This is a genomic window from Allorhizobium sp. nf9_anc, from assembly GCF_056323085.1.
Window position 1 is genome coordinate 440,065 of record NZ_CM150481.1, and the last position, 26,046, is coordinate 466,110.

The window sequence follows — 26,046 nt, forward strand, 5'->3', positions numbered from 1 at the left end:
ATGCTGCCACTCTTTAGACAGCTCGGCATTCTCGCCTTCGGTCGGGTGCAGCCGACCGCGACCCGCATCACGCGCTCCCTCATCGGGGGCGCGATTGTCGGCGTTCTGGCACTCACGGCCTATGTGGCATTGCTTCTGGCGTTGGGCTTCTATCTGTCCAGCGAGTTTGGCGCGATCTATGCCGCCCTTATCGTCGCAGGCGTCACCGCCCTGTGCGGTCTCATCGTCATTCTCATCGTTAAGTCGATGAACAAGGCGACCGAGCGGCGCATGGAGGCACGTCGCCGTGCAGCGAAGTCGCAGTTGCCGGATCCGATGACTCTGCAATTGCTGGCCGGTGTTCCCGCTCTGATGAAGGGGCGATCCTTGCTTGCCACCGCCGCAATCGCCGCGCTCGTGTTCGGCGTCGCGAAGATGCAGGGCGTCGGTCGGGATGGACGGGACGATTGATATTGGGACAATGTCGAATGCCAGTGCCTTGTGCTCTGGCTTTCGACGTTGAAGCGCCTATTTCTTCGCTTTGGTTTCTGCGTCTTGCAGCCGCTCGAGGAGGTCCAGAAAATGAGGAGGGGTGCCTTCTTCGATGATGCTGTCGTAATAGCCACGCAGCTTGGTGGCGATCAACGCATTGTCGTTCTGGCGTCGCGCTGCGGGGAGCTTTTTCGGTTTAGCCGGTTTGTCCGCGGGGCCTTCAGCCATTTTGTTCCAGTTCCATCGTTTCCCTAGGCGAAATGAGAATTACTCCTATAAGATTCCGGATGCAAAATAGTTCCTGGGGAGATGGAACTTTTTTGTAAGTCCCGCGTTCTCAGCCGAGTCCGCACCGAATTCCATACTGATTGGAGAACTGCATGTCCCTTACTGCCCGCGTTGCCGTCCATCTTCCTTATCTGAGGCGATATGCACGCGCCGTCACTGGTTCGCAGACATCAGGAGATGCCTATGTTGCTGCGGTCCTTGAGGCTCTGATCGCCGATATCTCTATTTTCCCGGCCACCGGCGATGACCGCGTCGCGCTCTACAAGCTGTTTGTCGTCATCTATGATTCGACCAAGGTGGAGCTGCCGCCGATCACCTCGCCCTTCGCCTGGGAAAAGCGCGCTGCCGCCAATCTCGCATCCGTGCCGACACGCGCCCGCCATGCTTTCCTCCTGATCACCGTAGAAGGCTTCACCACCGCAGAGGCCGCCAACGTGCTGAGCGTCAGCGAGGCGGAATTCAACGTGCTCTTCAATGAAGCCTCGATGGAAATTTCCCGCCAGGTGGCAACTGACATCATGATCATCGAGGACGAGCCGCTGATCGCGCTCGACATCGAACAGATGGTCGAAGACCTGGGTCACCGCGTTACCGGTATTGCGCGCACGCATGCCGAAGCCGTTGATCTCTACAAGCGCACGAGCCCGAAGATGGTTCTAGCCGACATCCAGCTTGCGGATGGCAGCTCGGGCATCGACGCGGTAAACGACATTCTGAAGGTCGATACCATCCCGGTTATCTTCATCACTGCCTTCCCGGAACGTCTGCTGACCGGCGAACGTCCGGAGCCGGCTTTCCTGGTGACCAAGCCGTTCAACCCCGACATGGTCAAGGCTCTGATCAGCCAGGCGCTTTTCTTCAATGAGCGCGTGGCAGAGCAAGTCTAATCCCGCTCACATGGGCATAGGTTAGAGTGAGAAATGGGGCCGGCCGCGAGTGCCGGTCCGGGGTGCCGATCAACGGCGGAGCAGGACAATTGGTACATCGGTTGACATGGTTTGAACCTCAGCGCGGCGATGAGCAGCTGCGGGAGTTCTTCATAACCGCGCTCATTGACATGGGCGCCAGCCTGATTCTTCAGGACAAGGATGGTACCTATGTCTGCATCACCTCGCTTCCGGCGCGGTGGCGTCTGCCGTCGGGTAGCAAGCCGTCCGACGATACGGTCTTCGGGCCTGAGATCGGACAGAAGCTTGCGGAGCTGAAGTCGGGTCTCGTGAATGCCGGTGATCGGGTGGAGCTGGAGATCGAAGCCGGCGACGATACCTTCTTCGAGTTCCGGTGCCGCATGGTGGAAATGGCGGATAATGATCTGCACATGATCACCGTGGTCATCGACCGGACCGAGGATCGTCGGCGTGAGCGTCTTTTAAGGGCGCTTTTGCGCGAAGTGAGCCACCGCTCGAAAAACCTGCTTGCGATCATCCAGAGCATTGCCTCCCAGACCGCGCGTTACTCCGGCACGCTGGACATGTTCCTCGGAAAGTTCCGCGGCCGGCTTCATGCGCTGTCGCAGTCGCAAGACCTGATCACGGATTCAAGCTGGCGCGGTGCCTATTTCCGCGACCTCTTGAAACAGCAGGTCGATCGTTATGTGCAGGAGAATGCCGATCTGGTTCATGTCTCCGGCGACGATGTGCTTCTGACACCGAATGCGTCGCTGCATATTGGCCTGGCATTGCATGAACTGGTCGTGAATGCCGTCAGCCACGGCGATTTCCTGCAGCGGCGCCTGCCGATCGAGGTGACCTGCCGCAAGATCGATACGCCTGATGGTCCCGTCGTCGAGATTGGCTGGAACGAGCCATTCACGGCGCAGGTCGGCGAGGAAACCAAAGCGGCGCGTTTCGGCAGTACCGTGCTTGAGCGCGTTGTTCCCTCTTCGGTCAACGGCGAGGCCACCCATAAACTCGAGAATGGGCAGGTGCGCTACATGCTCCGGTTCCCGCTTGAGATCTTCGACTGATCCCTCCGACACTCCGGTGTCGCCCCCATAGAAAGACGAGATCATGCGCCTGTTCAGTTGCAGCAACTGTACGAATGTCGTGCATTTCGAAAACGACGGCTGCGTCACTTGCGGCGCACGGCTCGCGTTCCGGGCAACCAGCCTCGACATGGTCGCGCTCGATGCCTCGGGCACCCATATTCTCGATCACGGCCAGACGGAACCGGTCCCGGTTAACCCGTGTGCTAACGCGGCGATGGGCGGCTGCAACTGGCTTGCCGATGATGGCGATGACAGCGGCTTCTGTGTCGCCTGCCGGCATAATGTCACTATCCCCGATCTCTCCGTGCCGGAGAACTTGCACAACTGGCAGCGGATCGAGCTTGCCAAGCGCAGCCTTTTCTATTCGCTGCTGAGGTTCCGTCTGCCGCTCGTTACCCGCACCGCAGATCCGGAGGGGGGGCTGGGCTTCGAGTTTCTGGCTGACGACCCCGCCGCTCCCGATGGGGAGGGGCCGGTGCTGACCGGCCATGCCGAGGGCCTGATTACGCTCAACATCGCCGAGGGCTCCGACGCTGAGCGGGAAGCGCGTCGTGTGGCGCTTGGCGAACCCTTCCGGACTTTGCTCGGCCATTTCCGCCACGAGGTTGCCCATTACTACTGGAACGTCCTGGTGCGCGACCGAGGTGCTTTCGAGGAATGCCGTGCCGTTTTCGGTGACGAGCGCGTGGATTATTCCGAAGCTCTGAAGCGGCATTACGCCGAGGGACCTGCTCCCGGCTGGGAGAACACTTTCATTTCCGCCTATGCCGCTAGTCATCCTTGGGAAGACTTCGCGGAAACATTTGCGCATTACTTCCATATGGTGGATGCGCTGGATACCGCCGATGCCTTCGGTCTCAGAACGAGCCCTGATGTCGAAGCCGACGTGCCTGCGATCGAGTTGAAGCGGACCTTCGACAGTTACAGTGCCGGCAGCGCAGGGGCGCTCATCCGTGCCTGGGTCCCGCTGACGCTCGCGATCAACAGCATCAACCGCAGCATGGGCCAGCAGGACCTGTACCCCTTCGTCCTGTCAGAGCCCGTCATTGCCAAACTTCACTATATTCATGAGCTGATCCGCTCCTGATCTTGCGCTGCGCCTAGCAGGTGCCGAATTCCCGGAACATCGATCAAGTCTCCGCGTTAACCTTCCAGTAACACGGAGACTGATCATGAACAGTATGGCTGCCTTATTGGTCATCGTGGCCTGCCATCCCCAAGACACAACCTGTCTTCAGGATCCGGTCGCCGTGATTTCTTACGAAACGGATCAGGCTTGCTATCAGGCTTTGCCGGAAGAACTGCGTCGCGCCCGGGCGATGGCGGACATCATTTATGGTGATTGCTTCCCCGTCAGTGCCGATCTGGTTGCAGGTCGTGATATTCGCCAGACGATCGATCCCGGCAAGCTTGCTGCTCTCGACGCCCCGGTCGTCACCGCCGGTCCGGCAGAGGCGCAGGCGCTGATCGCACCGATCCCTGCTGATCGCTATGGAGCCGTCGAATGAGCCCCTCCACTCACGACCGCCAGCCGTCTTCCGAAATCGACGCGCAGAATCGCCACCTGGCACAAGAAGCTGGGCTTGATCAGGATCTCGAGTCGCAGGTTCCGCCCCGCTATGGTTCCTTCACGGTCACCACGCTCTTGATCATGCTGGGCCTGCTGATCGCAGTCATGGTCTGGATCATCCTCTGACGTTTCTTTGTCCGACTATTCCAAACGAAAAAAGGCTGCGCCTCTCAGCGCAGCCTTTTTTGTATCCGCTTCCGGTCTCCCGTTACGCCCGACGGAACAGGCGCATCGCGAGCGAGATGATGAAGAGAATGATGAAGATTGCGAACAGGATCTTGGCGATGCCGGCAGAGGCGCCAGCGATGCCGCCGAAGCCGAGAACGCCGGCGATCAGGGCGACGACGAGGAAGACGAGAGCGTAATAAAGCATTTTGGTTCTCCGAGTTTCGATGGCTGGAAAACGTCGATTTCATGACTTTGTTCCATGCCGATCACGGCTTCGAGAGCACCTTCGACAGCCATCGAAAAGACGGCTAAAAAATCTTCTGTCGCGTGGAACCTTATGGGGATCGCGGCGTTGTCAGGCGACACTCTTTCAAACCCGTTGGACCCAATGACAGAACATTCAAAGAAAGCGCCGGTTTCGAACGGTCTGCCTGGAACGGGCGCCTTTCATCCTGGCGTCTCGGCGCAACTGCGGGAATATTATCAGTCGGTACAGGAGGAGGGGATACCGGAACGGTTTCTCCAGCTTCTCGAGCGGCTGGACATGGCAGAGCGCCAGGCCGGCGATGACACTCGCATGAAGGACGCTGCTCGATGACCGTTGCCGACAAGTCGACCGACGGAGCCTTCAAGCGCGATCTTCTGGCCGCGCTCCCAAACCTGCGCGCCTTTGCCGTGTCGCTCACAGGTCGCCACCATGTAGCGGACGACCTGGTTCAGGACACGATCATGAAGGCGTGGGCCAAGCAGGATCATTTCGAGCCCGGCACCAATATGAAGGCCTGGCTTTTCACCATCCTGCGCAACGAGTTCTATTCGCAGATGCGCAAACGCGGCCGCGAAGTCTCCGATACCGACGGCATCTTCACGTCGCAGCTGTCAACGCATCCGCAGCAATATGGTTCGCTCGACCTGCAGGATTTCAAGCGCGCACTCGACCAGTTGCCGAGTGACCAGCGCGAGGCGATCATTCTCGTCGGCGCGTCGGGCTTTGCCTATGAAGAGGCCGCCGAGATCTGCGGTTGCGCCGTGGGCACGATCAAAAGCCGTATCAACCGCGCGCGCAACAAGCTGCAGGAAATCCTCGGCGTGAGCGGCGAAGGTGACTACGGCCCGGACGCGCACAGCTCAGCGGTCATCAAGAAGGCCTTCGCTGTTTAACCACTTGCGACGCATCGCGTCGACGACCGCCGCGGCCAGCTCGTCTGCCTGCGGCGGTTTTGATAGCATGGGGTAGGACGAAACGATCGTGCCGGCATCGGGGAAATGATCATAGGACGACAGGAAGACCGGCATCGCACCGGCCGACAGCACGAGTGTCGCCCGCTCCACATTGAGTGGTTCGGAAGACGCCGCGTCGATGATGACGATATCGAACCCTCCGGCAAAGAGTTCATTCGCAAGCCCGGAAACTGGCGTGATTTTAACATCGCAAACCAGGCTCTCCTGCAGGATCCGCTCCACCTCCATCGCAATCAAATATTGGTTTTCAGCGATGAGGACGCGCGGCGGCGATGTGTTCATGGGACTTCCTTCTGTCAGGCGCGCTTTATGGGTCCACCCCTGATGGCCGTCATTTAAATAAGACATGTCGATGCCATGGTTGTTCCACGCGGGAACATGATGGCAGCCAAACGAGGTGATCGCATGGCACCGGAGCCGCGCCACAATCCAGTTCGCGTCAGTTGTTACGAATGTCCGCTTCGGCGGATGAAGCAGTTCCGGCCCTTCACAGAGGCTGAGCTGGAGTTTGTCTCCAACTTCAAGCGGGGCGAGCTGCAGGCCGATCCCGGCACGACGGTGTTGGTGGAGGGCGCACAGAGCGCGCATCTCTACACCGTTCTTGGCGGCTGGGGCTTCCGCTACAAGATCCTTGAAGACGGTCGCAGGCAGATCCTCAATTACGTGGTGCCGGGTGACATGATCGGGCTGCAGGGCGCCGTGATGGCGGAAATGCAGCATTCGGTCGAGGCCCTGACGCCTATGACGCTGTGCGTCTTCGAACGTAGCCGACTGTTCTCTCTCTTCGAGCGCCATCCTGGCCTTGGCTTCGACCTGACCTGGCTTGCCGCGCGGGAAGAGACGATTCTCGACGAGCACCTTCTGAGTGTCGGCCGACGTTCGGCGCTGGAGCGTGCTTCCTATCTTCTCGCTTTCCTCTTCGAGCGTGGGCGTGTGGCCGGTGTTGTCGACGAGAGACAGCGGCATGTGCCGATCACGCAGACGCACCTTGCCGATACGCTGGGCCTCTCGATCGTGCATACGAACAAGACCCTGAAGAAGCTCTCCGATCGAGGCCTGATCCTGTGGCGTGACCGCGGGTGCGAGATCCTCGATGCGCGCGGGCTCGAGGACATCGCTGGCTGGACGCCGGGAGAGCCGCGGATCCGCCCATTTATCTAGCTTTGGCCGTCGGCCAGGGACTGCCAGACAAAAGAATAGCCCGCCGTGAACGCATCCCGGCGGGCTTTTTCGTCTTGTCTCGCGGATGTCAGGCGACAATCAGAACGCCGGTGAAGAGCGCAATGATCATGACGATCAGGACGATGAAGATCAGGATCTTCGCAATGCCGGCGGAGGCGCCGGCCACGCCGCGAAAACCGAGAAGGCTTGCCACGGCGGCGATGAGAAGGAGGATGAGGATCCATTGTAGCATGCGTGTCTCCCTTGCAATGTTCCATGGGGAAACAGTGACTTGCCGCAATTGTTCCCTGCTGCGGCGAAGGTCTGATTTTGTGCGGTGCAACAAAAATCGGTTTAAGCCGACGCGCCATCGCCTAAAACCGTCACTTGTCCTGAAAGCTGGACTAGACAGGCGACCTCGCTTCTGCTCGTGTCCGCCATTGGAGTGTCCTTCGACTTTAGGCGAGGGACTGAGGTTTGCCCCGTTCGAACGGAGTTAAGGAGATGGGATTGAAGATCGGATCGCCAAGGGAGATTTACGCCGGCGAGGCCCGCGTTGCGATGACGCCGGACAGCGCCACGCAACTGCAGAAACTCGGCTATGAGTGTGTCATCGAAAGCGGCGCCGGCAAGGCCGCGGGACTTTCTGACGACGCCTATCGCGCCGCTGGCGTGACCGTCGTCGAGACGGCTGCCGCGCTCTTCGAGACGGCCGATATCATTGCCAAGGTGCGGCCGCCGGAGACATCCGAAGTCGATCGTCTCGGCCCCGGCAAGACGCTGATCTCCTTCTTCTATCCGGCCCAGAACTCGGCCCTCTTGGAGCAGGCCAAAGCCAAGGGTGCGACCGTCGTTGCCATGGATATGGTGCCGCGCATCTCGCGCGCCCAGAAGATGGACGCGCTGTCGTCGATGGCGAATATCGCCGGCTATCGCGCTGTCATCGAGGCTGGCAACAATTTCGGCCGCTTCTTCACCGGCCAGGTGACCGCTGCCGGCAAGGTGCCGCCGGCCAAGGTACTGGTCATCGGAGCAGGCGTCGCGGGTCTTGCTGCCATTGGCACCGCGACTTCGCTCGGTGCCATTACCTATGCCTTCGACGTTCGTCCTGAGGTCGCCGAGCAGATCGAGAGCATGGGTGCTCAGTTCGTGTTCCTCGAATTCGAAGCCGCCCAGGATGGAGCAGCCACCGGCGGTTATGCCGCGCCGTCCTCGCCGGAATTCCGCGAGAAGCAGCTCGCTAAGTTCCGCGAACTGGCGCCTGAGATCGACATCGTCATCACCACGGCACTGATCCCGGGCCGGGATGCGCCGAAGCTGTGGCTCGCCGACATGGTGGCGGCGATGAAGCCCGGTTCCGTCGTTGTCGACCTTGCCGCCGAGCGTGGCGGCAATTGCGACCTGACCGTTCCGGATCAGAAAATCGTTTCGGAGAACGGCGTCACCATCGTCGGCTATACCGACTTCCCGAGCCGCATGGCAGCGCAGTCCTCGACGCTTTACTCGACCAACATCCGCCACATGATGACGGACCTGACGCCGGCCAAGGACGGCGTTGTGGTGCACAACATGGAAGACGATGTCATCCGGGGTGCCACCGTCACCAAGGACGGCGAGATTACCTTCCCGCCGCCGCCGCCGAAGATACAGGCGATCGCTGCTGCCAAGCCGAAGGAAAAGGTCAAGGAGCTGACGCCCGAAGAAAAGCGGGCCCAGGAAATCGCCGCCTTCAAGACGCAGACCCGCAACCAGGTGGGCATGCTTGCCGGTGGCGGTGCGCTGATCCTGCTCGCCGGTCTCTATGCACCCGCCAGCTTCATGAGCCATTTCATCGTCTTCGTGCTCGCCTGCTTCGTCGGTTTCCAGGTCATCTGGAATGTCAGCCATTCGCTGCACACGCCGCTGATGGCGATCACCAATGCCATCTCCTCGATCATCATTCTGGGTGCCCTGATGCAGATCGGATCAGGCAACTTCCTGGTGATCATCCTCGGTGCGCTGTCGGTCCTGATGGCCGGCATCAACATCTTCGGTGGCTTCATGGTGACACGGCGAATGCTCGCCATGTTCCAGAAGTCTTGAGTTAGGGGAGGGGACACACACATGGAATACGGATTCACCACAGCGGCCTATGTCGTCGCAGCCGTTCTCTTCATCCTGTCGCTCGGCGGGCTCTCGGGCCAGGAAAGCGCCAAGCGCGCCGTCTGGTATGGTATCGTCGGCATGGGGCTCGCCGTCGTCGCGACGCTTTACGGCCCCGGTGCCGGTAACTGGTTCGTCTCGGTCGTCATGATCGCCATCGGCGGCGGTATCGGCTGGGTCGTTGCCCAGCGCGTGCAGATGACGGAAATGCCGCAGCTTGTGGCCGCCATGCATTCGCTGGTCGGTCTCGCCGCCGTCTTCATCGGCTTCAATGCCGAAATCGAGATGTGGCGTATCGCCAGCACGCTTGCCGACGCCGGCCTCAACACTTGCGATCCGCTAAGCGCCGTGGCGTGCGCGGCTCAGGCCGGTCAGGCGAACCTGTTTGCCGACTTCGCAGGCTTCGCGCTCAAGATCGCTCAAAAGACCGGTGCCGAAATCGCCGTGTTGAAGATCGAGGTCTTCCTCGGCGTCTTTATCGGGGCTGTCACCTTCACCGGCTCGGTCGTCGCCTATGGCAAGCTTGCCGGTAAGGTTGATGGCAAGGCGAAGAAGCTGCCCGGCGGCCATATGCTGAACGCCGGTGCTGCCCTCGGCTCGCTGATCCTGCTGGTCCTCTACTTCAATGGTGCCGGCAGCTGGACACTGATCCTGATGACGCTTCTGGCGCTCTTCATCGGCTATCACCTGATCATGGGCATCGGCGGCGCCGACATGCCGGTCGTCGTCTCCATGCTCAACAGCTATTCCGGCTGGGCGGCGGCGGCAATCGGCTTCTCGCTATCGAACGATCTGCTGATCGTCGTCGGCGCGCTGGTCGGTTCGTCCGGTGCGATCCTCTCCTACATCATGTGCAAGGCGATGAACCGCAGCTTCGTCTCGGTCATCCTCGGCGGCTTCGGCGGCACGACCGGGCCGCAGATGGAAGTCGTGGGCGAGCAGATCGCCATCGACGGCGATGGTGTTGCCAATGCGCTGAACGATGCCGACAGCGTCATCATCGTTCCAGGCTACGGCATGGCGGTCGCCCAGGCGCAGCAAACGGTCTCGGAGCTGACCCGCAAGCTGCGTGCTGCCGGAAAGACGGTGCGTTTCGCGATCCATCCGGTCGCCGGTCGTCTGCCAGGCCACATGAACGTGCTGCTCGCCGAAGCCAAGGTGCCCTACGATATCGTTCTGGAAATGGACGAGATCAACGAGGACTTCCCCGAGACGGATGTCGTCATCGTCATCGGCTCGAACGACATCGTCAACCCGGCGGCCCAGGAAGACCCGAACTCGCCCATCGCCGGCATGCCGGTTCTGGAAGTGTGGAAGGCGAAGCAGGTCTTCGTCTCCAAGCGCGGCCAGGGCACAGGTTATTCCGGCATCGAGAACCCGCTGTTCTACAAGGAGAATACGCGGATGTTCTACGGTGACGCGAAGAAGTCGATCGACAGCATCCTGCCGTTGATCAAGTAAGCTTCGGATCAGACCAAATCTTTAAAGCCGGGTGGTGACGCCCGGCTTTTTTCTTCCATGAGTTGCCAAGAAAACCGGACGTTAACCATAAGCCACTTAGATGGTGGCCAGTGTGACCGCAGGAGTTTTCGTGAGCATCAGGGTGTTTCTTGCCGGCATTTCTGCCGGGTTTATCGCAACGGCAGCGACAGCAGCCGACCTCAATTCATCCGATGCACCACTACCGCTGCCGCCGCAGGGCGATGTTGCTGATATCATTCACGACTGGGGCGGCGGCTATGTCGGTGTTGTCGGCGGTGGTGCCGTCGGCGAAGTGGAAACACAGACCGGTTCGGGCACGCTGTTTTCCGAAACGCCCTTACGCGGTGGGCTTGCCGGCGTGACGGCGGGCTACAACATCCAGAACGGCAACATGGTCTATGGCGTCGAAGCCGACGTTTCCTGGGCGAAGATCAAGGGCGACAAAGCCTGCGCGGGCTTTCCCTCGCAGAACTGCAGTTTCGAACTTGGCTGGCAGGGAACGGCACGTGCTCGCGTCGGTGTCGCGTTCGACCGGACGCTGCTCTACGTGACCGGTGGTCTTGCGGTCGCCGGTGGCAAGGGTGGTGTTAACCCGGTCCTCGGCGCGATTGTGGGCGAAGACCAGCAGACATATTTCGGCTACGTCGCTGGCGTGGGTGCCGAATATGCCATGACCGAAGCGCTGAGTTTCAAGGCTGAGTATCTCTATACCGACTACAAGTCGCGCACTTCGCCGGTCGGGACGGTCAGTCCGACTGACAGCTACAAGTCCGACCCTTCTAGCCACCTGTTTCGGGTTGGCGTGAACTACAGTTTCTGATCTCCTAGGCCGGGATCCTCCAAGCACGTAATAAAAAAGCCGAGCGTCAACGCTCGGCTTTTTTTGTTCATTGCCATGATACGCAAGACCTCACCACAAGAGTGGGGTCAATAACCGGATTATCGGTTCAACTCAGACATCCGCCTTGAACGTCTGCTTCTGGGTGCCGAGCCCTTCGATGCCGAGCTCGACCACGTCGCCGGCCGTGAGGAACTGCGGCGGCTTCATGCCGAGTCCGACGCCTGGAGGGGTGCCGGTGGAGATGACGTCGCCGGGATGCAGGCTCATGAACTGGCTGAGGTAGGAGACGAGGTGGGCGACGCCGTAGACCATGGTCTTGGACGAGCCGTCCTGCATCATCTTGCCATTGACCGAGAGCCACATCTTGAGGTTCTGCGGATCGGAAATTTCGTCCTTGGTGACGAGCCAGGGGCCAATCGGGCCGAAGGTGTCGCAGGACTTGCCCTTGGTCCACTGGCCTGCACGCTCCGTCTGGAAGGCGCGCTCTGATACGTCGTGGGAGACGCAGTAACCGGCGACGTAGTCCATGGCGTCGGCTTCCGAGACATATTTCGCGGTCTTGCCGATGACGACGCCGAGTTCGACTTCCCAGTCGGTTTTTTCCGAGGTGCGCGGAATCAGCACGTCGTCGTTAGGGCCGCAAATGGCCGAGGTCGCCTTCATGAAGATGACCGGCTCCGGCGGAACGGCAGCGCCGGTTTCTGCGGCGTGGTCGGAATAGTTGAGGCCGATGCAGATGAACTTGCCGGTGCCGGCGACGCAGGCGCCGATGCGGTTGGCAGCGATTTCCGGCAGCGAGGAGAGGTCGAGAGCCGCGATCTTGGCCAGGCCCTCCGGCGAGATGGCAGCGCCGCCGATATCGGTCACATGGGCCGAGAGGTCACGCACCTTGCCGTCCTTGTCGAGGATCGCAGGCTTTTCCTGGCCGAGAGGGCCGACGCGCATCAGTTTCATGGTCTTGTTCCTTCCTGAATATTAGATCGTCCAGCCGCCGTCGATGGCATAGGCCTGGCCCGAAGTGTAGGCGGCGCCGGCGAGATAGACGGCAAGGTCGGCGATTTCTTCCGGGGTGCCCAAGCGCCCCATGGGTTGACGGGCGATGAAAGCGGCGCGAGCGGCGTCATAGTCGCCTTGAGCGCGCATGCGGTCCTGCAGCGAGGGGCTTTCGACAGTGCCCGGGCAAATGGCATTGCAGCGGATGCCCTGCGTCACGTAGTCCGCAGCGACGGACTTGGTGAGGCCGATCACGGCTGCCTTGGTGACCGTATAGGCGAAGCGGTTGGGGACGCCTTTGATTGCGCTTGCCACCGACGCCATGTTGATGATCGAGCCATCGCCGCGTTCCAGCATCGCGGGCAGGACGGCCCGGATCGTGCGGATCATGGCGCGCACATTGAGGTCGAGGGCGAAGTCCAGATCCTTGTCGTTCATGTCCAGGACCGTGCCGGCATGGACGACGCCGGCACAGTTGAACAGAACGTCGAAGGGGCCGGTCTCGGCAACGACGGCCTTGACGGCTTCGTCGCTCAAGACATCCAGCTTGCGCGTCGTAATCCCAGCCTCGCCATCCAGGCTCGCCAGCGCCTCGGTGTTGATATCGGTCGCAACGACCGTTGCTCCGGCGCGGGCAAAGGCAAGAGCACTGGCGCGACCGATGCCCTGGCCGGCAGCCGTCACCAGCACATGCTTGTTCTCAAGGTTCATGCTCTTGGCTCCTCCAGCCGATCCCTCGTCACTCGACCCTTGCATATTCTGACCGTCGATGCGAGCATCATTCATATGCAAAACATTTATTCATGAACGTCAAGGCCAGACCTCGGACTTCAAGGAGAGAAATGACGTGAATGACCTCGACCAGGACCGCTACCGGGCGCCAGCGCTCGACAAGGGGCTCGACATCATCGAGCTTCTGGCGGGCGTCGATGGCGGCTTGAGCCAGGCCGAGATCGCCAAGAAACTCGACCGCAGTCCCAATGAATTCTACCGGATGCTCGACCGGCTGGTGAAGCGCGGCTATGTCGCGCGGCTCGATGGTGATCGATACGTTCTGACGCTGAAGCTTTTTGGCCTCGCGCAGCTGCATGCGCCGACCCGGCGGCTCGCCTCGCTGGCCATGCCGCTGATGCGCGAGCTGGCGGAGATAACCCGGCAGGAGAACCACATCGTCGTCTATGACCGGGGCCATCCGGTCGTGATCGCGCAGCTGGAGGCGCCGGGCTATTGGGGGATCTCGATCCGGGTCGGCTCGCGCATGGGGCTGTTCGATACCGGCTCCGGCCATGTCTTGCTCGCCTTTCGAAGCCCGGAGGTGCGGGCGATGATGGTCGCCGAGCACGTGGCGAGCGGCGGGCCGGACGGGCGGATGACAGAGGCCTTTATCGACCGGCTCGAGCAGATCCGGGCGCGCGGCTACGAGATGATGCCAAGCGCGCAGACCGCCGGTGTCATCAATCTCTCGGCCCCGATCGTCAGTGCCGATGGCGAGGCCATCGGGGCGCTCACCATCCCCTACATTACCATCATCAATGCGCCCGAGGCGCCCGACATCAACAGAACGATCGAAGCGTTGACCGCAACGGCAAAGCGGATCTCGGAACTTGCCGGTGCCGGTCTGGGGACGGACGTTTCGGATACGAATTGAGGTTCAACGGCCTTGGGAGGGGCCTTGCATGATCATCGATACCCATCTGCATCTCATCTATCGCGACCGTCTCACCTATCCCTGGCTGAAGGATGTCCCGGAGCTCAATGCCGATTTCACCTGGGAGACCTATGCGCGGGAGGCGCGTCGTCTCGGGATTTCCTCGGTGCTGCATATGGAGGTGGATGTGGCGCCCGCAGACATTCCCCGGGAAACCGAGATGGTGCAGGAACTGTCCCGCGCTACCGATAGCCTGATCCAAGGTGTGATCGCCTCCTGCCGCCCAGAAGAACAGGGCTTTGCCGCCTATCTCGAAGCCCAGCGGGCAAACCCGTTCGTCAAGGGCTTCCGCCGCGTGCTGCATGTGGTGCCCGACGAGGTGTCCCAGGGGGCGCTGTTCCGCGAGAATGTGAAGCGGCTCTCCGGTACAGGCCTCACCTTCGATCTCTGCATGCTGCCGCATCAGATCGACAAGGCGAAGGCGCTGGTCGATCTCGCGCCCGATGTCACCTTCATCCTCGATCATTGCGGCGTGCCCGACATCAAGGGGCATGGCTATGAAACGTGGAAGACCGGGATCACCGACATTGCCACACGCGACAATGTCCGCGTGAAAATCTCCGGCATCCCGGCCTATGGCAATCTGGAGAACTGGACGCTGGAGGATCTCAAACCCTATTTCGAACACACGATCGCATCCTTCGGCTTCGACCGCGCGATCTGGGGTTCTGACTGGCCGGTCTGCACGCTGGGCGGTGGGCTCTCGACCTGGGTCGCGACCACACAAGCATTGCTGCATTGCTGCACGATTGAAGAGAAGGAAAAGCTCTTCTCGGGTAATGCGAAACGGATCTGGGGCCTCTCCTAACGCGCCTTGCCATGCTCTGCCAGGAGACGGCGGAGATAGCCGCGCATGGCAATGATGAGGGCTTCGATGTCCTCATTCGAGGCGGAGAGATCTTCGAGGGCGTAGCTCTGCAGGATGATGCCGTCGATGCCGATCAGCATCTGGCGGGCGACGGCGCGGCCGATGCGGCGGAGCTCCTCGTCGCTGTCGTCCTCGAAAACGAGATGGCCGTAGAAGTCGATATAGGCATTGTACTGACGGGCCGCGAGCCATTCCGAGCCCTTGGTCCGGAGTGCATAGAGCGTCAGTTCCGTCTGGGCGATCTGCTTGCCCCGGGTGCGCTGGATATAGCGCCAGCTCGCCCGGATCAGGGCTTCCACCCTGTCCTCCGGGGCTTTCGGCAGGGCGACATCCTGCCGGTAGGCCTCGTCCATCTCGGCGATCAGGTCTTCGAGCACGGCGAGCAGCAGGCTTTCCTTGCTGTCGAAGTAGTAGTGCAGTGTCGCGAGCTTGACGCCGGCGGAGGCGGCGATGCGCCGTGTCGTCAGCGCCTCCATGCCACCTTCCTCCAGCGCCTCTCGGGCACCCTTGATGATGCGGACGCGGGTTTCCAGCCCCTTGCGGGTGGCGCCTGTGGGGCGGCCACGTCCCGGCGTGTTCGCCGGCTTCTCCCGCGTCGCGTCCGCTACCTCGCTCATCGGCCCCCTCCGGCTTCGAAGGTGACGCGGCCGTCGCAGATGGTGAGCACGGGAGAAAGCGCGGCGATGCTTGCGGGGTCGGTCGCCTCGATGTCACCGGAGAGAAGCACCACGTCTGCCAGATATCCCGGTTTCAACACGCCCTTGCGGTCTTCCATGTCTTCGACCCAGGCGCCGGTCCTTGTGTAGGCGGCGAGCGTTTCCTGAAGGCTCAGGCGTTGGTCGGGCATATCATCCGCCCAGGGCTGGCGTGTCATGGCGTCGCCGATGCAGCTCAAAGGCGGAAGCGGGGAGACGGGCCAGTCGGTGGCGAAGACGATCGTGGCGCCTGCATCCACCAGCGTCTTCCAAGCGAAAGCGAGAGGCCAGCGCTCGCGGCCGATATAGGTGAGATAGGGTTCGAGCGGGAGGCCGGCGGATCCTGGCGGATGGGTGGGCTGCATCGAGGCGATGGTGCCCGTTTCGGCAAAGCGCTTGATGTCGTCGGGATGGACAACCTCGATATGCTCGACGCGGTTGCGCATGTCCTTTCGGCCATTGGCGTTGATCGAAGCCTCGTAGCCGTCGAGCACCATGTGGACCGCGCCGTCACCGATCGCGTGGACCGCGACCGGCATGCCGAGGCGGTTCGCCTCGGTCGCGACCGCATTGAAGGCGTCGGCCGAAAACAGCGGCTCGCCCTTCCAGCCGGGCTTGTGGGCGTAGTCGTCGACGAAGACGGCGGTCTCGCCCTCGGTCACCCCATCCATGAAGAGCTTGACGAAGTTGCAGCGCAGCTTGTCCGTATCGAAGCGGGCCTTCCAGACGGCAGCCTTCGTTTCCAGATCGGTGAGCGGCATGAAGTTCTTCATGTGATAGGGCATGCGGACACGAACGGCCAAGCCATCCGTCTTCTCGATCTCATCCAGCATTTCCAGCTGATAGAGATTGCCGTCCATGTTCTGGAACGACGTAATGCCGAGCGATGCGCAATAGGCGAGGCCCTTCTTCAGCACTGCGATATCCCCGGCGCGCTCTTCCGGGGTGACGTGTTCGGGATCTCCGCCAGTGCCGACACCGAGGCCTTCTCGACCGCCCGTCACGCTCATCGAGGCGACAGGACGCATGGCATTGCTTTCGCGCAGCTCGCCATTGGCGAGACCATCCTCACCCATGACGATCTCGTTGCCGACGCCGACATCGCGGCCGTGGAGGATGCCGGCTTTTTCCAGCGCGATGGTATTGGCCCAGGCCGTGTGCCGGTCGGGGGCGACCATCATGAAGGGGCGGTCGGGAATGATGCGGTCGAGATGGTGGCGGGTGACGCGTTCGGTTTCCGAGAGGATGGTATAATCGGCCGTCTGGGCGACAAGCAGCGGCAGGTCCGGGTTGGCATCCGCATAGTCCCGCACTGATTTTGACAGGGCGTCGAATCCACTAACGCCGAAGAGCGAGAGTTCGCCGAGCGAGACCGAGCCGCCGAAGATATGCATATGCGCTTCGTTGAAACCGGGAAGCACCGTTGCGCCACCGGCATCGACGACGTGTGTCATTGGTCCCGCCAGCGCCAGAATCTCGGCATTGCCGCCCACTGCCAAAATCCGGTTGCCGGTGAGCGCGATCGCTTCCGCGCGCGGATGCTCGTCATCCATGGTCAGGATGCGGGCATTGTGGATGACGAGATCGGCGCTCATGGGACGTGTCTTTCTTCAAGCCTGGAAGGTGATCTGGCCGTCGCAGATGGTGACGGCGGGTCGGACCGTGTCCATGATCTCTTGGGGTGCCACGGCTTCGATGTCCCTGGTGAGGATCACGACGTCGGCGAGGTAGCCGGGCTTCAGCATGCCCTTGCGGTCTTCCATGAACTCCACCCAGGCGCCGATCGAAGTGTAGGCTTCGAGCGCCTCCATCAGCGAGAAGCGCTGGTCCTTCAGACCCTCCTTCCAGGGTTTCCGGGTCAATGCATCCTGGATGCACTGGAAGGGCGATACGGGCGAGACCGGCCAATCGGAGGCGAAGACGACGGGCGCGCCGGCTTCCTTCATCGTGCGCCACGCATAGGCCTCGTTCCAGCGGTCCTCGCCGATCTTGGCCGTTGTCGGTTCTGCCGGGAAGCAGGTGCCGCCGGGGTAGTGCACCGGCTGCATGGAGGCGACGATGCCCAGTTCGGCAAAGCGGGGAATATCATCTGGATGGATGATCTCGATATGCTCGATGCGGTGGCGATTGCCGCGTGGGCCATTGGCATTTAACGCCGCCTCGTAGCCGTCGAGCGTCTGGCGGATCGCGGCGCTGCCGATGGCGTGGACGGCGACCTGCAGGCCGAGCGCATCGGCCTTGGTGGCTATGGCGTCGAAGGCTTCCGGTGTAAACAGCGGCTCATATGTGTAGCCCGGTCGGTCACCGTAACCGTCCAGCATATAGGCGGTCTGGCTGTCGAGCACGCCGTCCATGAAGACCTTGACGAAATCGCCGCGGAGCATGTCGGTGGCGAATTCTTTCTTCCACGCGGCCGCCTTGTCTAGGTCCTCCAGCGCCATGAAGTTCTTCATGTGGTAGGGGATGCGGATGCGGCAGGAAAGTTCGCCTGCAAGTTCCAGGTCGCGCATCAGGCGAAGCTGGTAGTGATTGCCATCGAAGTTCTGGATCGAAGTGACACCCCAGGAGGCGCAGTAGTCGAGGCCGGCTTTCAGGATGGCGCGATCGAGAGCGAATTGCTCCGGCGTGACGTTTTCCGGGTCCATGCCTGTGACCATGCCGAGTTCCTCGCGGCCACCTGTAGAGGCCAGCGCCGAGACCGGGCCGAAGGCATTGCCCTCACGCAGCTCGCCATTCGCCAGACCGTCGGGCCCCATGACGATCTCGTTGCCGATGCCGACATCCTTGCCCTGCAGAATGCCCGCCTTCTCCAGTGCTGCCGTGTTGGCCCAGGCGGTGTGATGATCCGGCGCGAACATCATGAAAGGACGGTCCGGCAGGATCGCATCGAGATGGTGGCGGGTGCAGGGTTCGGTGAGCGAGATGATCGAATAGTCGGCGGAAAAGCCCATCAGCAGCGGCTCGTCGGGGTTCTTTTCCGCATAGTCGAGGATGGCGGCCTTCAAGGGCTCGAAGCCCTGGATGCCATGCAGGTTCAGCTGGCGCAGCGACACGGAGCCCGGGAAGATGTGCATATGGGCTTCGTTGAAGCCTGGCATCACGGTGGCACCCTTGGCGTCAATTAGCTTTGTGGTCGGACCGGCCAGAGCCTTCACCTCGGCTTCGCTGCCGACCGCAAGAATGCGGTTGCCGGCAAGGGCTACGGCTTCGGCGCGCGGGGCGGCGCTGTCCATGGTGAGGACGCGGCCATTGGTGATGATGATGTCTGCGGTGGTTGCCATTTCAGGCTCCTCTGATCTCATGCGGTCCAGGCGCTGAGCGCGCGGAAAAAGGCGAAGTTGTCGTGTTTCAGCTCGTCGTCCAGCGGATTGGGCTGCGATGAGAGCTTGACGATCACGGTTTCCGTCGACGGATCGACATAGAGCCATTGGCCGTGGATGCCGATGGCGCAGAAGGCTCCATCCGGTTCACCCGACTGGTACCACTGGCTGCGATAGCGACCCTTGGGGAAGAAATTGGACTTGCCGTCGACCCAGGCCTGGTGGTCGCCAGCCGTCAGCATGTCGGAGAGCCAGGCTTCGGGAATGAGGCGGTTGCCGGCGACCGTGCCGCCGTTGCGCAGCATTTCACCGACGCGGGCGAGGTCGCGGGCGGTGACCGAGATGCCACCTGCCGCCCGCGCCGTGCCCTCGGCATCGACGGTGACGCTGGCATGGTTCCTTGCGCCGAGCGGCTTCCACAGGCGTGTCGACAAGACGTCGGCATAACGTTCGCCGGTGGCGCGCTCGATCAGGATGCCGAGAAGGTCGGAATTGGGCGAAGCATAGAAATGCGCGCCGCCATGCGGATGGGCGTCTTTCTTCAGCGTCAGAAGGAAGGCCAGCAGGGTCTCATCCGGCTGGGACGGATCGGCCGGGTTCCAGAGCGTGGCGCGGCGATAGCGGGCATAGGCGCCATCGGTGTTGAGATAGGCCTCGTCGAAGGCGAGGCTGACGCGCATGTCGAGCACGTTGCGGATGGTGCAGTCGCCATAGGCGGAGCCTGCCGCTTCGGGCAGGAGACTGGTGACCGGGGCGTCGGGATCCATAAGCCCGTCGGCTTCCAGGGTCGCGATCACCAGAGCGGTCAGCGACTTGCTGATCGAAAAGACGATGTGACGCTGGTCGACGCCGGCATGCGGGGCATAGTGTTCGGCGACGATGCGGCCCGACTTCATCAGGACGAAGGCATCCGTGTGGGCATAGTCGAGATAGGCGCCGACATCAGGCTGTCCGGCAAGCCCCTCAGGGAGTGACTGGCGCATGAGGTTGGAGACCACCGGCGAGCCCTCGGGCTCTTCGGCGCCTGCAGAGATCCTGGCGCTCGGCACCACCTCCTCGGCATGGCCGAAGCTGAAACGGCTGAAAGGGGCCGTGCGCCAGTTGGCAAGCGTCACGTCCCGTCTTTCGAAACCATAGGCCTCGGCAAACTGCGTCGTCATCAGGGTGTGCTCCTCCTGCGGGAGGGCCATTGGCCCTCCCGTTTCTGTTTTTTGTTTTGGGTCGAGGTTACTTCTGAACTTCGGTCCAGATCCGGGTGTAGAGCTGCTGCACGTCAGGTTCGCAGCTCAGCAGGAACTCGCCGGCACTCTCCAGTTCTGCGGGGATAACCAGTTCCGGCGCGCCCTGCATCTCCTTGTCCATGAACGCTTCCGAACCCTTGATGCCGTTGGCATACTTGGCGAAGTTCGACAGCATGGCCGCATTTTCCGGGGCCATGATGAAGTTCATGAAGGCCTTGGCGTTGTCGACGTTCTTCGCATCCTTGAGGATGACGACGCTGTCCATGAAGACAGGATAGCCTTCCTTCGGATAGCCGAACTTGACCTCCGGGTTCTGCAGGCGCGAACGCATGATGGCGCCGTTCCAGTAGTAGACGCCCGCATAGTCGCCGGTCGGCAGCTTGTCGGTGACGCTGTAGTCCATGGCGAGCCACTTGGCCTTGGCTTCGACGAGCTTGTCGCGGACCTTCATCAGCACTTCCTTGTCGGTCGTGCACCAGGCGCCGCCAAAATACTTGATGGTGGCGAAGAGAACGTCGTTCATTTCGGGCGTGACGTTCAGCTTGCCGACCAGCTCTTCCGGCGGATCGAGGAAAATGGCCGAGGTGTTGATGTCACCCTTGTAGAACTTGGTGTTGACGCCGATGCCAGTCACACCCCACTGCCACGGAACCGAGTAGCGGCGGCCCGGATCCCATTCGACATCCGCCCAGCGCGGGTCGACATTCTTGAAGTTTTCCATCTGGTCAGGACGGGCTTCGAGCAGCAGGCCTTCGTTGATCCAGATCGGCATGTAGTTGGCCGAGGGCACGACGATGTCGAAGCCATGGCCGCCGGCGCGGACCTTGGCAAGGGCAGTGTCGTTGGAGTCATAGTCGGTGATCGTCACCTTGACGTCGAACTGCTCCTCGAACTTCTTGATCATCTCGGGGCTCGTATAGTCACCCCAGTTGTAGATGTTGAGCTCGCCGGCGGCCGAGGCCGCACCTGCGAAACCCAGCACCGAGATGGCGGCAATTGCCGTGGTCGTCATCCATTTCATTGTCATTCTCCGTTCCTCTCTTTTGGTTGTCGTTATGCTTGCGGCTTGCGCCGGTTGATGAAGAAGAAGATCACGATCAGCACCGTCGAGGCGGCCAGGAAGATCGTGGCGATGGCGTTGATTTCGGGTGTCGTCTCGCGCCGGATCTGGCCGAGCATGTAGGTGGGCAGCGTGTCCTGCCCGCCGGATTTGACGAATTCGGTGATGACGACGTCATCCAACGAGATCACGAAGGCGAGCATGAAGCCCGCGATGATGGCCGGCCGCAGCAGGGGAAATGTCACGGAGCGGAAGGCCTGCCAGGGCGTGGCGTAGAGATCGGCCGCTGCCCGCTCCAGCGTCAGGTCCATGCTTTCCAGACGTGCCCGGATGGGCAGATAGGCGAAGGGAATGCAGAACGCCGTATGCGCCATGATCAGGTAGCCAAGGCCGGAATAGCCGGTCCAGACCTTGATGCGCGAGAAGACGATCAGGAGCGCCACCGCCGTGACGATTTCCGGGATCATCAGCGGCTGGTTGATAACAGCATACTTCGCCGTAAGGCCGCGATAGGGCTCTGTGCGCGTCGTTGCCAGCGCGGCCATGGTCGCGGCGATCGTTGCGAGCCCCGCTGCCCAGAGGGCGATGATCACCGAACGAAGCGCCGCCTCCTGCGCCGTACCATTCTCCAAGGCGGATGCAAACCAGCGCAGTGAGAAACCGCCCCAGCTCGAGAGCGAGTCATTGGCGTTGAAGGAATAGGCGACGAGGGTTGCAATCGGCAGATAGAGCGCGAAGAAGGTGAAGAGCGCGATCAGGCCGAAGCCCGGCTGCGAGCGGATGTCGAAGCGACGTTCAGCCATGACGCACCCCCGATTTCGCGGCGTTGCGGACATAGAAGAGCAGGGCGATCATGACGAGGGCCATCAGCGTGATGGACATTGCGGCCCCGAGCGGCCAGTTGCGACCAGAGCCGAACTGCAGTTCGATCAGGTTGCCGAGCATCAGGTTCTTGCCCCCGCCCAGCACGCGCGGGATGACATAGGCGCCGAGCGAGGGGATGAAGACGAGAATGGAGCCTGCGATCAGGCCGGGCTTCACCAGCGGGATGACGATCCGCCAGAGCACCTGCAGGCGGTTTGCGTAGAGGTCGTAGCCGGCCTCGACCAGCCGGAAATCGAGTTTCTCGATCGAGGCATAAAGCGGCAGCACCATCAGCGGCAGGTAGACATAGGTCATGCCGAGCAGGGTGGCCGTGTCGGTATAGATGATCTGGAGGGGGGTATCGATGACGCCGAGCCAGATCAGCAGGTTGTTGAGGATGCCTTCGTTGCGGATAACCTGCTGCATGGCAAAGGTGCGGATCAGAAGGTTGGTCCAGAAGGGGATGGTGATCAGGAAGACCCAGATTTCGCGGGTCCGGGCCGGTCGCGTCGCGATGAAATAGGCGGTCGGGAAACCCAGGATCAGGGTGAAAATGGTCGTCTGGAGCGAAAGCGAGATGGAGCGCCAGAAGATCGCCAGATGCGCGTCGGCGATGCCCAGCGTGTCATCGAAGATATCGCGCTGCATGAACACCGAGGTCCAGCCTTCGAGCGAGAAGGTGCCGAACTTGACGTCGCCGTAGTCGCCCTTCTCCAGAAAGGAATAGAGCACCATGACGAAGAGCGGACCAAGTGCGGCGACGAAGATGATCGCGAGGGCCGGGAGGCTGAGCAACCAACGGTTTTTGACATCGCGCGATCTGGCAGTTTCGGGGGCCGTTTTCATCGCGCTCATGGTCAATCCCTCAGGATCTGCGCGACATCGTCGCTGACAAGGATGCCGACCGTCTGGCCTTCGGTCTCCACACAGCAGCCGCTGCGGCTGTTCTGCTGGCGAACGCTGAAGAGCGACCCGCCCTCCAGACGCACGTTTATGTTGGTGTCCGTGCCGAGATAGACGATGCTTTCGATCGTGCCCTGCAGCGTTGCCTCGGGTGACGGAGCGACGATCTTGGCATGTTCGGGACGGATGACGATGGTTACCTTGCCCGAAGGGGTCGTGTTGTCCGGGAAGGTCGCCGGGATCTCGCGGCCGGACCGTAGCCGGACGCTCGCCCGATCACCGGTGACGGAGGCGACCTCTACCTCGAGGAAGTTGGTCTCGCCGATGAAGTCGGCGACGAAGCGCTCGGCCGGACGATCGTAGATGTCCCACGGGGAACCCACCTGGCGGAGGCTGCCCGTCGACATGACCGCAATGCGGTCCGACATGGTCAGAGCCTCTTCCTGGTCATGGGTGACGAAGATGAAGGTGATGCCGGTTTCGGCCTGCACGCGCTTCAGCTCGATCTGCATTTCCTTGCGCAGCTTGTAGTCAAGCGCCGACAGCGGCTCGTCGAGAAGCAGGACCTTCGGCTTCGGCGCGAGTGCTCGGGCAAGCGCCACGCGCTGCTGCTGGCCGCCGGAGATCTGGCTCACCTGGCGGTCGCGCAACTTGGTCATGTGCACGAGATCCAGCATTTCGGCGACGCGCGCTTCGATCTCGGCCTTCGGCTTGCCGAGCATCTTCAGGCCGAAGCCGATGTTGTCGGCGACCGACATATGCGGGAAGAGGGCGTAGGACTGGAAAACGGTGTTGACCGGCCGCCTGAAGGGCGGCAGCGGTGCGATGTCTTCGCCGTGCAGCAGGATTTCGCCCGTTGTCGGGAAATCGAAGCCGGCGATCAGCCGCAGAAGCGTGGTCTTGCCGCAGCCGGACGGCCCCAGCAGCGTGAAGAACTCGTTTTCCTTGATCTTGAGAAAGATCCCGTCGAGTGCTGTGACCTTGTCGGGTCCGGTTCCATAGACGCGGCTGACGCCGCGGATTTCGATGGCTGCCTTGTCTGATGCGGAACTCAAGCCGTGCCCCCTGGCGTTCGGGTTATGCGCGATGTGCTTTGGTCGACCCGTCGGTCGGCAGAGGATGCCGGTCACGGGGTGGCGCAGATGATGTCACGCAAGTCACGTGCCAGCTTTTCGGCATGCTGAGCTCTCCCCTTCGGCATCGCCTGCAACATGATCCCGGAACAGGGAATTTGCCGGCTTTTGCCTTGTTTCGTCGAGGTTCCCGTGTTTCGGAGATGCAGCTCGACGGCCTCTGCATCTTCCTCTTTTGTGGCATGTTGCCTCTAATTTGGTCGTTTGACCATTTTTATTTTCGGCAGGTCCAAAGAATTCCGGATGTGCATGGCAGGCCTGCGTGAGGCGCTCGGCCCAGCGCTTGACAGAGCTCAGGCGGGGGCTCCATCGTTGGTATCTGCCCGGCCCGAGCGGCCCATCCGTCAGGAGCCATGCGTGTCCGATCCGATCTCCCTGTCCCTCACCGAACTCCTCGCCGCGCTCGATACGCAGCGCATGACCTGCGAAGAGCTCATGGTGTCCTGCCTCGACAGGATCGAACGGCTCAATCCAAAGATCAATGCCCTTGTGAGCCTCAGACCGCGCGAAGTTCTCATCGCCGAAGCCAGAGCCAGGGATGGTGAGCGAAAGCAGGGCGCTGCTCTTGGCGCGCTGCATGGCGTGCCGATTGCGATCAAGGATCTGAGCGAGGCGAAAGGCATTCTCTGCACCTATGGCTCGCCGCTCTTCCACGACTATGTGCCCGATTTCGATGATATCCAGCTCGAGCGTATCCGCGCGGCCGGTGCCATCATCATCGGTAAGACCAATACGCCGGAATGGGGCTTCGGTTCGCATAGCTACAATCCCGTCTTCGGTGTGACGCGCAATCCCTGGGACCTGAGCCGTTCGGCCGGTGGCTCCAGCGGTGGGGCAGGGGCGGCGCTTGCGGCGCGGCTCGTGCCGATCGCTGATGGCAGCGACATGATGGGATCGCTCCGCAATCCGGCGGCCTTCAACAACGTGGTCGGATTCCGACCAAGCTTCGGTCGTATCCCGGCTCTGCCTGGTCGCGATGCCTATCTCAATCAGCTCGCGACTCTCGGGCCGATGGGGCGCTCCGTCGAGGATGTTGTGACGCTTCTCAACGTGCAATCCGGTTTCGATGCGCGCGATCCCAGCTCGTTCGAGAGTGGGTCGCTTGCCCTCGACCGCGAGATGGCGGCCAAGGGCGGGCGGATCGGCTGGCTCGGCGATTTCGGGGCGCATCTTCCCTTCGAACCGGGTGTGCTTGATCTCAACGAAAAGGCGCTCGGTGTGTTCGAGCGGCTCGGGTTTGCGGTTGAGTCTGTTCGCATCGATTTCGACATGAACAGGCTCTGGTGGGCCTGGACGACGCTGCGCAGCTTCTTCACCGCCGGCAGCATGCGCGACTATTACGAAGATCCCAGCCGGCGCGGTTCGCTGAAGCCGGAGATCCTCTACGAGGTCCGGTCGGGCCTCAGGATCAATGCTGCGGATGTCTACGAGGCGTCAGCGGTGCGGACGGCCTGGTATCAGGCGCTGTCGAAGGTCTTCGAGACCCATGACTACCTGATCGCGCCCGCCGCCCAGGTGTTCCCCTTCGATGCCGATATCCCCTGGCCGCGCGAGATCGCGGGTAAACACATGGATACCTATCACCGCTGGATGGAGGTGGTGATTGGCCCGAGCATGGCGGGTCTGCCGGTCGCGGCACTTCCGGCCGGATTCTCGCCGCAGGGCCTGCCCACCGGCTTCCAGCTGATCGGCCAACCCCGCGCGGATGCGCAGGTTCTGTCTGTTGCCGCCGCTTACGAGGCCGCCACCGACTGGCTCACACAAATACCGCCGCTCTCTTGAACACTTCTTCCCGGTTAAATCGTCGCCTGACTTGAAGCGCGACATGATTTCGTCCAACGATTCCGAAACAGTTTTGCTTCGACGCCCAGCCATCCCCTCCCGTCCGGGTCCACACCTGGATGCCATT

Annotated in this window: 29 protein-coding genes; 15 read left to right on the forward strand and 14 right to left on the reverse strand. The window is 61.5% G+C overall.

From position 1 onward, the window contains the following. Complete coding sequence (locus tag AC02Y0_RS01945) at positions 1 to 450, forward strand: hypothetical protein (protein ID WP_476381990.1); 450 nt, start codon at positions 1 to 3, stop codon at positions 448 to 450. Between the two features lie 57 nt (positions 451 to 507). Here AC02Y0_RS01945 and AC02Y0_RS01950 read toward each other — a convergent pair whose 3' ends face one another. Next, positions 508 to 699, reverse strand: a complete 192-nt coding sequence (locus tag AC02Y0_RS01950; RefSeq protein WP_102018543.1) for a NepR family anti-sigma factor — start codon at positions 697 to 699, stop codon at positions 508 to 510. 152 nt (positions 700 to 851) lie between these two features. On the opposite strand from AC02Y0_RS01950, the gene AC02Y0_RS01955 reads away from it, so the two are divergent. The 5 genes from AC02Y0_RS01955 to AC02Y0_RS01975 all read left to right on the forward strand — a co-directional run bounded on the left by AC02Y0_RS01955 (position 852) and on the right by AC02Y0_RS01975 (position 4,442). Beyond that, on the forward strand, positions 852 to 1,646 hold the full coding sequence (locus AC02Y0_RS01955) for a response regulator (RefSeq protein WP_476381992.1): 795 nt from the start codon (positions 852 to 854) through the stop codon (positions 1,644 to 1,646). A gap of 101 nt (positions 1,647 to 1,747) precedes the next feature. Next, positions 1,748 to 2,725 (forward strand): sensor histidine kinase, encoded by a 978-nt coding sequence (locus tag AC02Y0_RS01960; protein WP_476381994.1) that lies wholly within the window; start codon positions 1,748 to 1,750, stop codon positions 2,723 to 2,725. Positions 2,726 to 2,768: 43 nt separating this feature from the next. Continuing rightward, positions 2,769 to 3,833, forward strand: a complete 1,065-nt coding sequence (locus tag AC02Y0_RS01965) for a zinc-binding metallopeptidase family protein (protein ID WP_476381996.1) — start codon at positions 2,769 to 2,771, stop codon at positions 3,831 to 3,833. Between the two features lie 85 nt (positions 3,834 to 3,918). Continuing rightward, complete coding sequence (locus AC02Y0_RS01970; protein ID WP_476381998.1) at positions 3,919 to 4,254, forward strand: hypothetical protein; 336 nt, start codon at positions 3,919 to 3,921, stop codon at positions 4,252 to 4,254. Continuing rightward, the gene (locus AC02Y0_RS01975; protein ID WP_476382000.1) at positions 4,251 to 4,442 is read left to right on the forward strand and encodes a hypothetical protein; all 192 of its coding nucleotides are present in this window, start codon (positions 4,251 to 4,253) and stop codon (positions 4,440 to 4,442) included. Before AC02Y0_RS01970 ends, AC02Y0_RS01975 begins: the two co-directional genes overlap by 4 nt. Positions 4,443 to 4,524: 82 nt before the next feature. On the opposite strand, the gene AC02Y0_RS01980 is transcribed toward AC02Y0_RS01975, so the two are convergent. Then, on the reverse strand, positions 4,525 to 4,689 hold the full coding sequence (locus tag AC02Y0_RS01980) for a DUF1328 domain-containing protein (RefSeq protein ID WP_102018537.1): 165 nt from the start codon (positions 4,687 to 4,689) through the stop codon (positions 4,525 to 4,527). A gap of 54 nt (positions 4,690 to 4,743) precedes the next feature. Between AC02Y0_RS01980 and AC02Y0_RS01985 the strand changes: the two genes are divergently transcribed. Beyond that, positions 4,744 to 5,082 carry a NepR family anti-sigma factor gene (locus AC02Y0_RS01985; RefSeq protein WP_476382002.1) on the forward strand — a complete coding sequence of 113 codons (339 nt, stop codon included), beginning with the start codon at positions 4,744 to 4,746 and terminating at the stop codon, positions 5,080 to 5,082. Then, positions 5,079 to 5,645 carry an RNA polymerase sigma factor gene (locus AC02Y0_RS01990; protein ID WP_476382004.1) on the forward strand — a complete coding sequence of 189 codons (567 nt, stop codon included), beginning with the start codon at positions 5,079 to 5,081 and terminating at the stop codon, positions 5,643 to 5,645. The genes AC02Y0_RS01985 and AC02Y0_RS01990 overlap by 4 nt, the downstream gene beginning before the upstream one ends. Here the strand turns inward: AC02Y0_RS01990 and AC02Y0_RS01995 are convergent. Continuing rightward, a complete protein-coding gene (locus AC02Y0_RS01995) occupies positions 5,613 to 6,008 on the reverse strand; it encodes an ANTAR domain-containing protein (protein ID WP_476382006.1) in 396 nt (131 codons plus the stop codon). The genes AC02Y0_RS01990 and AC02Y0_RS01995 overlap by 33 nt on opposite strands. A gap of 123 nt (positions 6,009 to 6,131) precedes the next feature. On the opposite strand from AC02Y0_RS01995, the gene AC02Y0_RS02000 reads away from it, so the two are divergent. Further along, on the forward strand, positions 6,132 to 6,887 hold the full coding sequence (locus AC02Y0_RS02000) for a Crp/Fnr family transcriptional regulator (RefSeq protein ID WP_102018534.1): 756 nt from the start codon (positions 6,132 to 6,134) through the stop codon (positions 6,885 to 6,887). 88 nt (positions 6,888 to 6,975) lie between these two features. On the opposite strand, the gene AC02Y0_RS02005 is transcribed toward AC02Y0_RS02000, so the two are convergent. Beyond that, positions 6,976 to 7,140: a DUF1328 domain-containing protein gene (locus AC02Y0_RS02005; RefSeq protein WP_102018533.1), complete on the reverse strand. Its 165-nt coding sequence runs from the start codon at positions 7,138 to 7,140 to the stop codon at positions 6,976 to 6,978. Between the two features lie 251 nt (positions 7,141 to 7,391). Between AC02Y0_RS02005 and AC02Y0_RS02010 the strand changes: the two genes are divergently transcribed. The 3 genes from AC02Y0_RS02010 (at position 7,392) to AC02Y0_RS02020 (ending at position 11,331) form a co-directional block, all read left to right on the forward strand. Then, positions 7,392 to 8,969 carry a Re/Si-specific NAD(P)(+) transhydrogenase subunit alpha gene (locus tag AC02Y0_RS02010; protein WP_476382008.1) on the forward strand — a complete coding sequence of 526 codons (1,578 nt, stop codon included), beginning with the start codon at positions 7,392 to 7,394 and terminating at the stop codon, positions 8,967 to 8,969. A 21-nt stretch (positions 8,970 to 8,990) separates the two neighbouring features. Continuing rightward, positions 8,991 to 10,490 carry an NAD(P)(+) transhydrogenase (Re/Si-specific) subunit beta gene (locus AC02Y0_RS02015; protein WP_476382011.1) on the forward strand — a complete coding sequence of 500 codons (1,500 nt, stop codon included), beginning with the start codon at positions 8,991 to 8,993 and terminating at the stop codon, positions 10,488 to 10,490. 130 nt (positions 10,491 to 10,620) lie between these two features. Next, a complete protein-coding gene (locus tag AC02Y0_RS02020) occupies positions 10,621 to 11,331 on the forward strand; it encodes an outer membrane protein (RefSeq protein ID WP_476382013.1) in 711 nt (236 codons plus the stop codon). A gap of 132 nt (positions 11,332 to 11,463) precedes the next feature. Here AC02Y0_RS02020 and AC02Y0_RS02025 read toward each other — a convergent pair whose 3' ends face one another. Together AC02Y0_RS02025 and AC02Y0_RS02030 are read right to left on the reverse strand one after the other, a co-directional pair. Next, positions 11,464 to 12,306 (reverse strand): fumarylacetoacetate hydrolase family protein, encoded by an 843-nt coding sequence (locus AC02Y0_RS02025; RefSeq protein WP_476382015.1) that lies wholly within the window; start codon positions 12,304 to 12,306, stop codon positions 11,464 to 11,466. Between the two features lie 21 nt (positions 12,307 to 12,327). Continuing rightward, a complete protein-coding gene (locus AC02Y0_RS02030) occupies positions 12,328 to 13,056 on the reverse strand; it encodes an SDR family oxidoreductase (RefSeq protein ID WP_476382017.1) in 729 nt (242 codons plus the stop codon). A gap of 136 nt (positions 13,057 to 13,192) precedes the next feature. Between AC02Y0_RS02030 and AC02Y0_RS02035 the strand changes: the two genes are divergently transcribed. Both AC02Y0_RS02035 and AC02Y0_RS02040 read left to right on the forward strand, forming a co-directional pair. Next, positions 13,193 to 13,993 (forward strand): IclR family transcriptional regulator, encoded by an 801-nt coding sequence (locus AC02Y0_RS02035; protein WP_476382019.1) that lies wholly within the window; start codon positions 13,193 to 13,195, stop codon positions 13,991 to 13,993. Between the two features lie 28 nt (positions 13,994 to 14,021). After that, positions 14,022 to 14,861, forward strand: a complete 840-nt coding sequence (locus tag AC02Y0_RS02040) for an amidohydrolase family protein (RefSeq protein ID WP_476382021.1) — start codon at positions 14,022 to 14,024, stop codon at positions 14,859 to 14,861. Here AC02Y0_RS02040 and AC02Y0_RS02045 read toward each other — a convergent pair. The 8 genes from AC02Y0_RS02045 to AC02Y0_RS02080 form a co-directional block, all read right to left on the reverse strand. Then, complete coding sequence (locus AC02Y0_RS02045) at positions 14,858 to 15,538, reverse strand: TetR/AcrR family transcriptional regulator (protein ID WP_476382023.1); 681 nt, start codon at positions 15,536 to 15,538, stop codon at positions 14,858 to 14,860. The genes AC02Y0_RS02040 and AC02Y0_RS02045 overlap by 4 nt on opposite strands. Continuing rightward, positions 15,535 to 17,211: an amidohydrolase gene (locus AC02Y0_RS02050; protein WP_476382025.1), complete on the reverse strand. Its 1,677-nt coding sequence runs from the start codon at positions 17,209 to 17,211 to the stop codon at positions 15,535 to 15,537. Before AC02Y0_RS02050 ends, AC02Y0_RS02045 begins: the two co-directional genes overlap by 4 nt. Before the next feature lie 15 nt (positions 17,212 to 17,226). Then, entirely contained in the window at positions 17,227 to 18,897 is a 1,671-nt protein-coding gene (locus AC02Y0_RS02055; protein WP_476382027.1) for an amidohydrolase, read from the reverse strand. 17 nt (positions 18,898 to 18,914) lie between these two features. Next, complete coding sequence (locus AC02Y0_RS02060) at positions 18,915 to 20,096, reverse strand: serine hydrolase domain-containing protein (protein WP_476383938.1); 1,182 nt, start codon at positions 20,094 to 20,096, stop codon at positions 18,915 to 18,917. 67 nt (positions 20,097 to 20,163) lie between these two features. After that, on the reverse strand, positions 20,164 to 21,198 hold the full coding sequence (locus AC02Y0_RS02065) for an extracellular solute-binding protein (RefSeq protein WP_476383940.1): 1,035 nt from the start codon (positions 21,196 to 21,198) through the stop codon (positions 20,164 to 20,166). Positions 21,199 to 21,230: 32 nt separating this feature from the next. Further along, positions 21,231 to 22,040 carry an ABC transporter permease gene (locus tag AC02Y0_RS02070; protein WP_476382029.1) on the reverse strand — a complete coding sequence of 270 codons (810 nt, stop codon included), beginning with the start codon at positions 22,038 to 22,040 and terminating at the stop codon, positions 21,231 to 21,233. After that, the gene (locus AC02Y0_RS02075) at positions 22,033 to 22,947 is read right to left on the reverse strand and encodes an ABC transporter permease (protein WP_476383942.1); all 915 of its coding nucleotides are present in this window, start codon (positions 22,945 to 22,947) and stop codon (positions 22,033 to 22,035) included. Before AC02Y0_RS02075 ends, AC02Y0_RS02070 begins: the two co-directional genes overlap by 8 nt. Before the next feature lie 11 nt (positions 22,948 to 22,958). Then, positions 22,959 to 24,059: an ABC transporter ATP-binding protein gene (locus tag AC02Y0_RS02080; protein ID WP_476382031.1), complete on the reverse strand. Its 1,101-nt coding sequence runs from the start codon at positions 24,057 to 24,059 to the stop codon at positions 22,959 to 22,961. Positions 24,060 to 24,494: 435 nt separating this feature from the next. On the opposite strand from AC02Y0_RS02080, the gene AC02Y0_RS02085 reads away from it, so the two are divergent. Beyond that, positions 24,495 to 25,919 (forward strand): amidase, encoded by a 1,425-nt coding sequence (locus AC02Y0_RS02085; RefSeq protein ID WP_476382033.1) that lies wholly within the window; start codon positions 24,495 to 24,497, stop codon positions 25,917 to 25,919. The last annotated feature ends 127 nt before the right edge of the window (positions 25,920 to 26,046 follow it).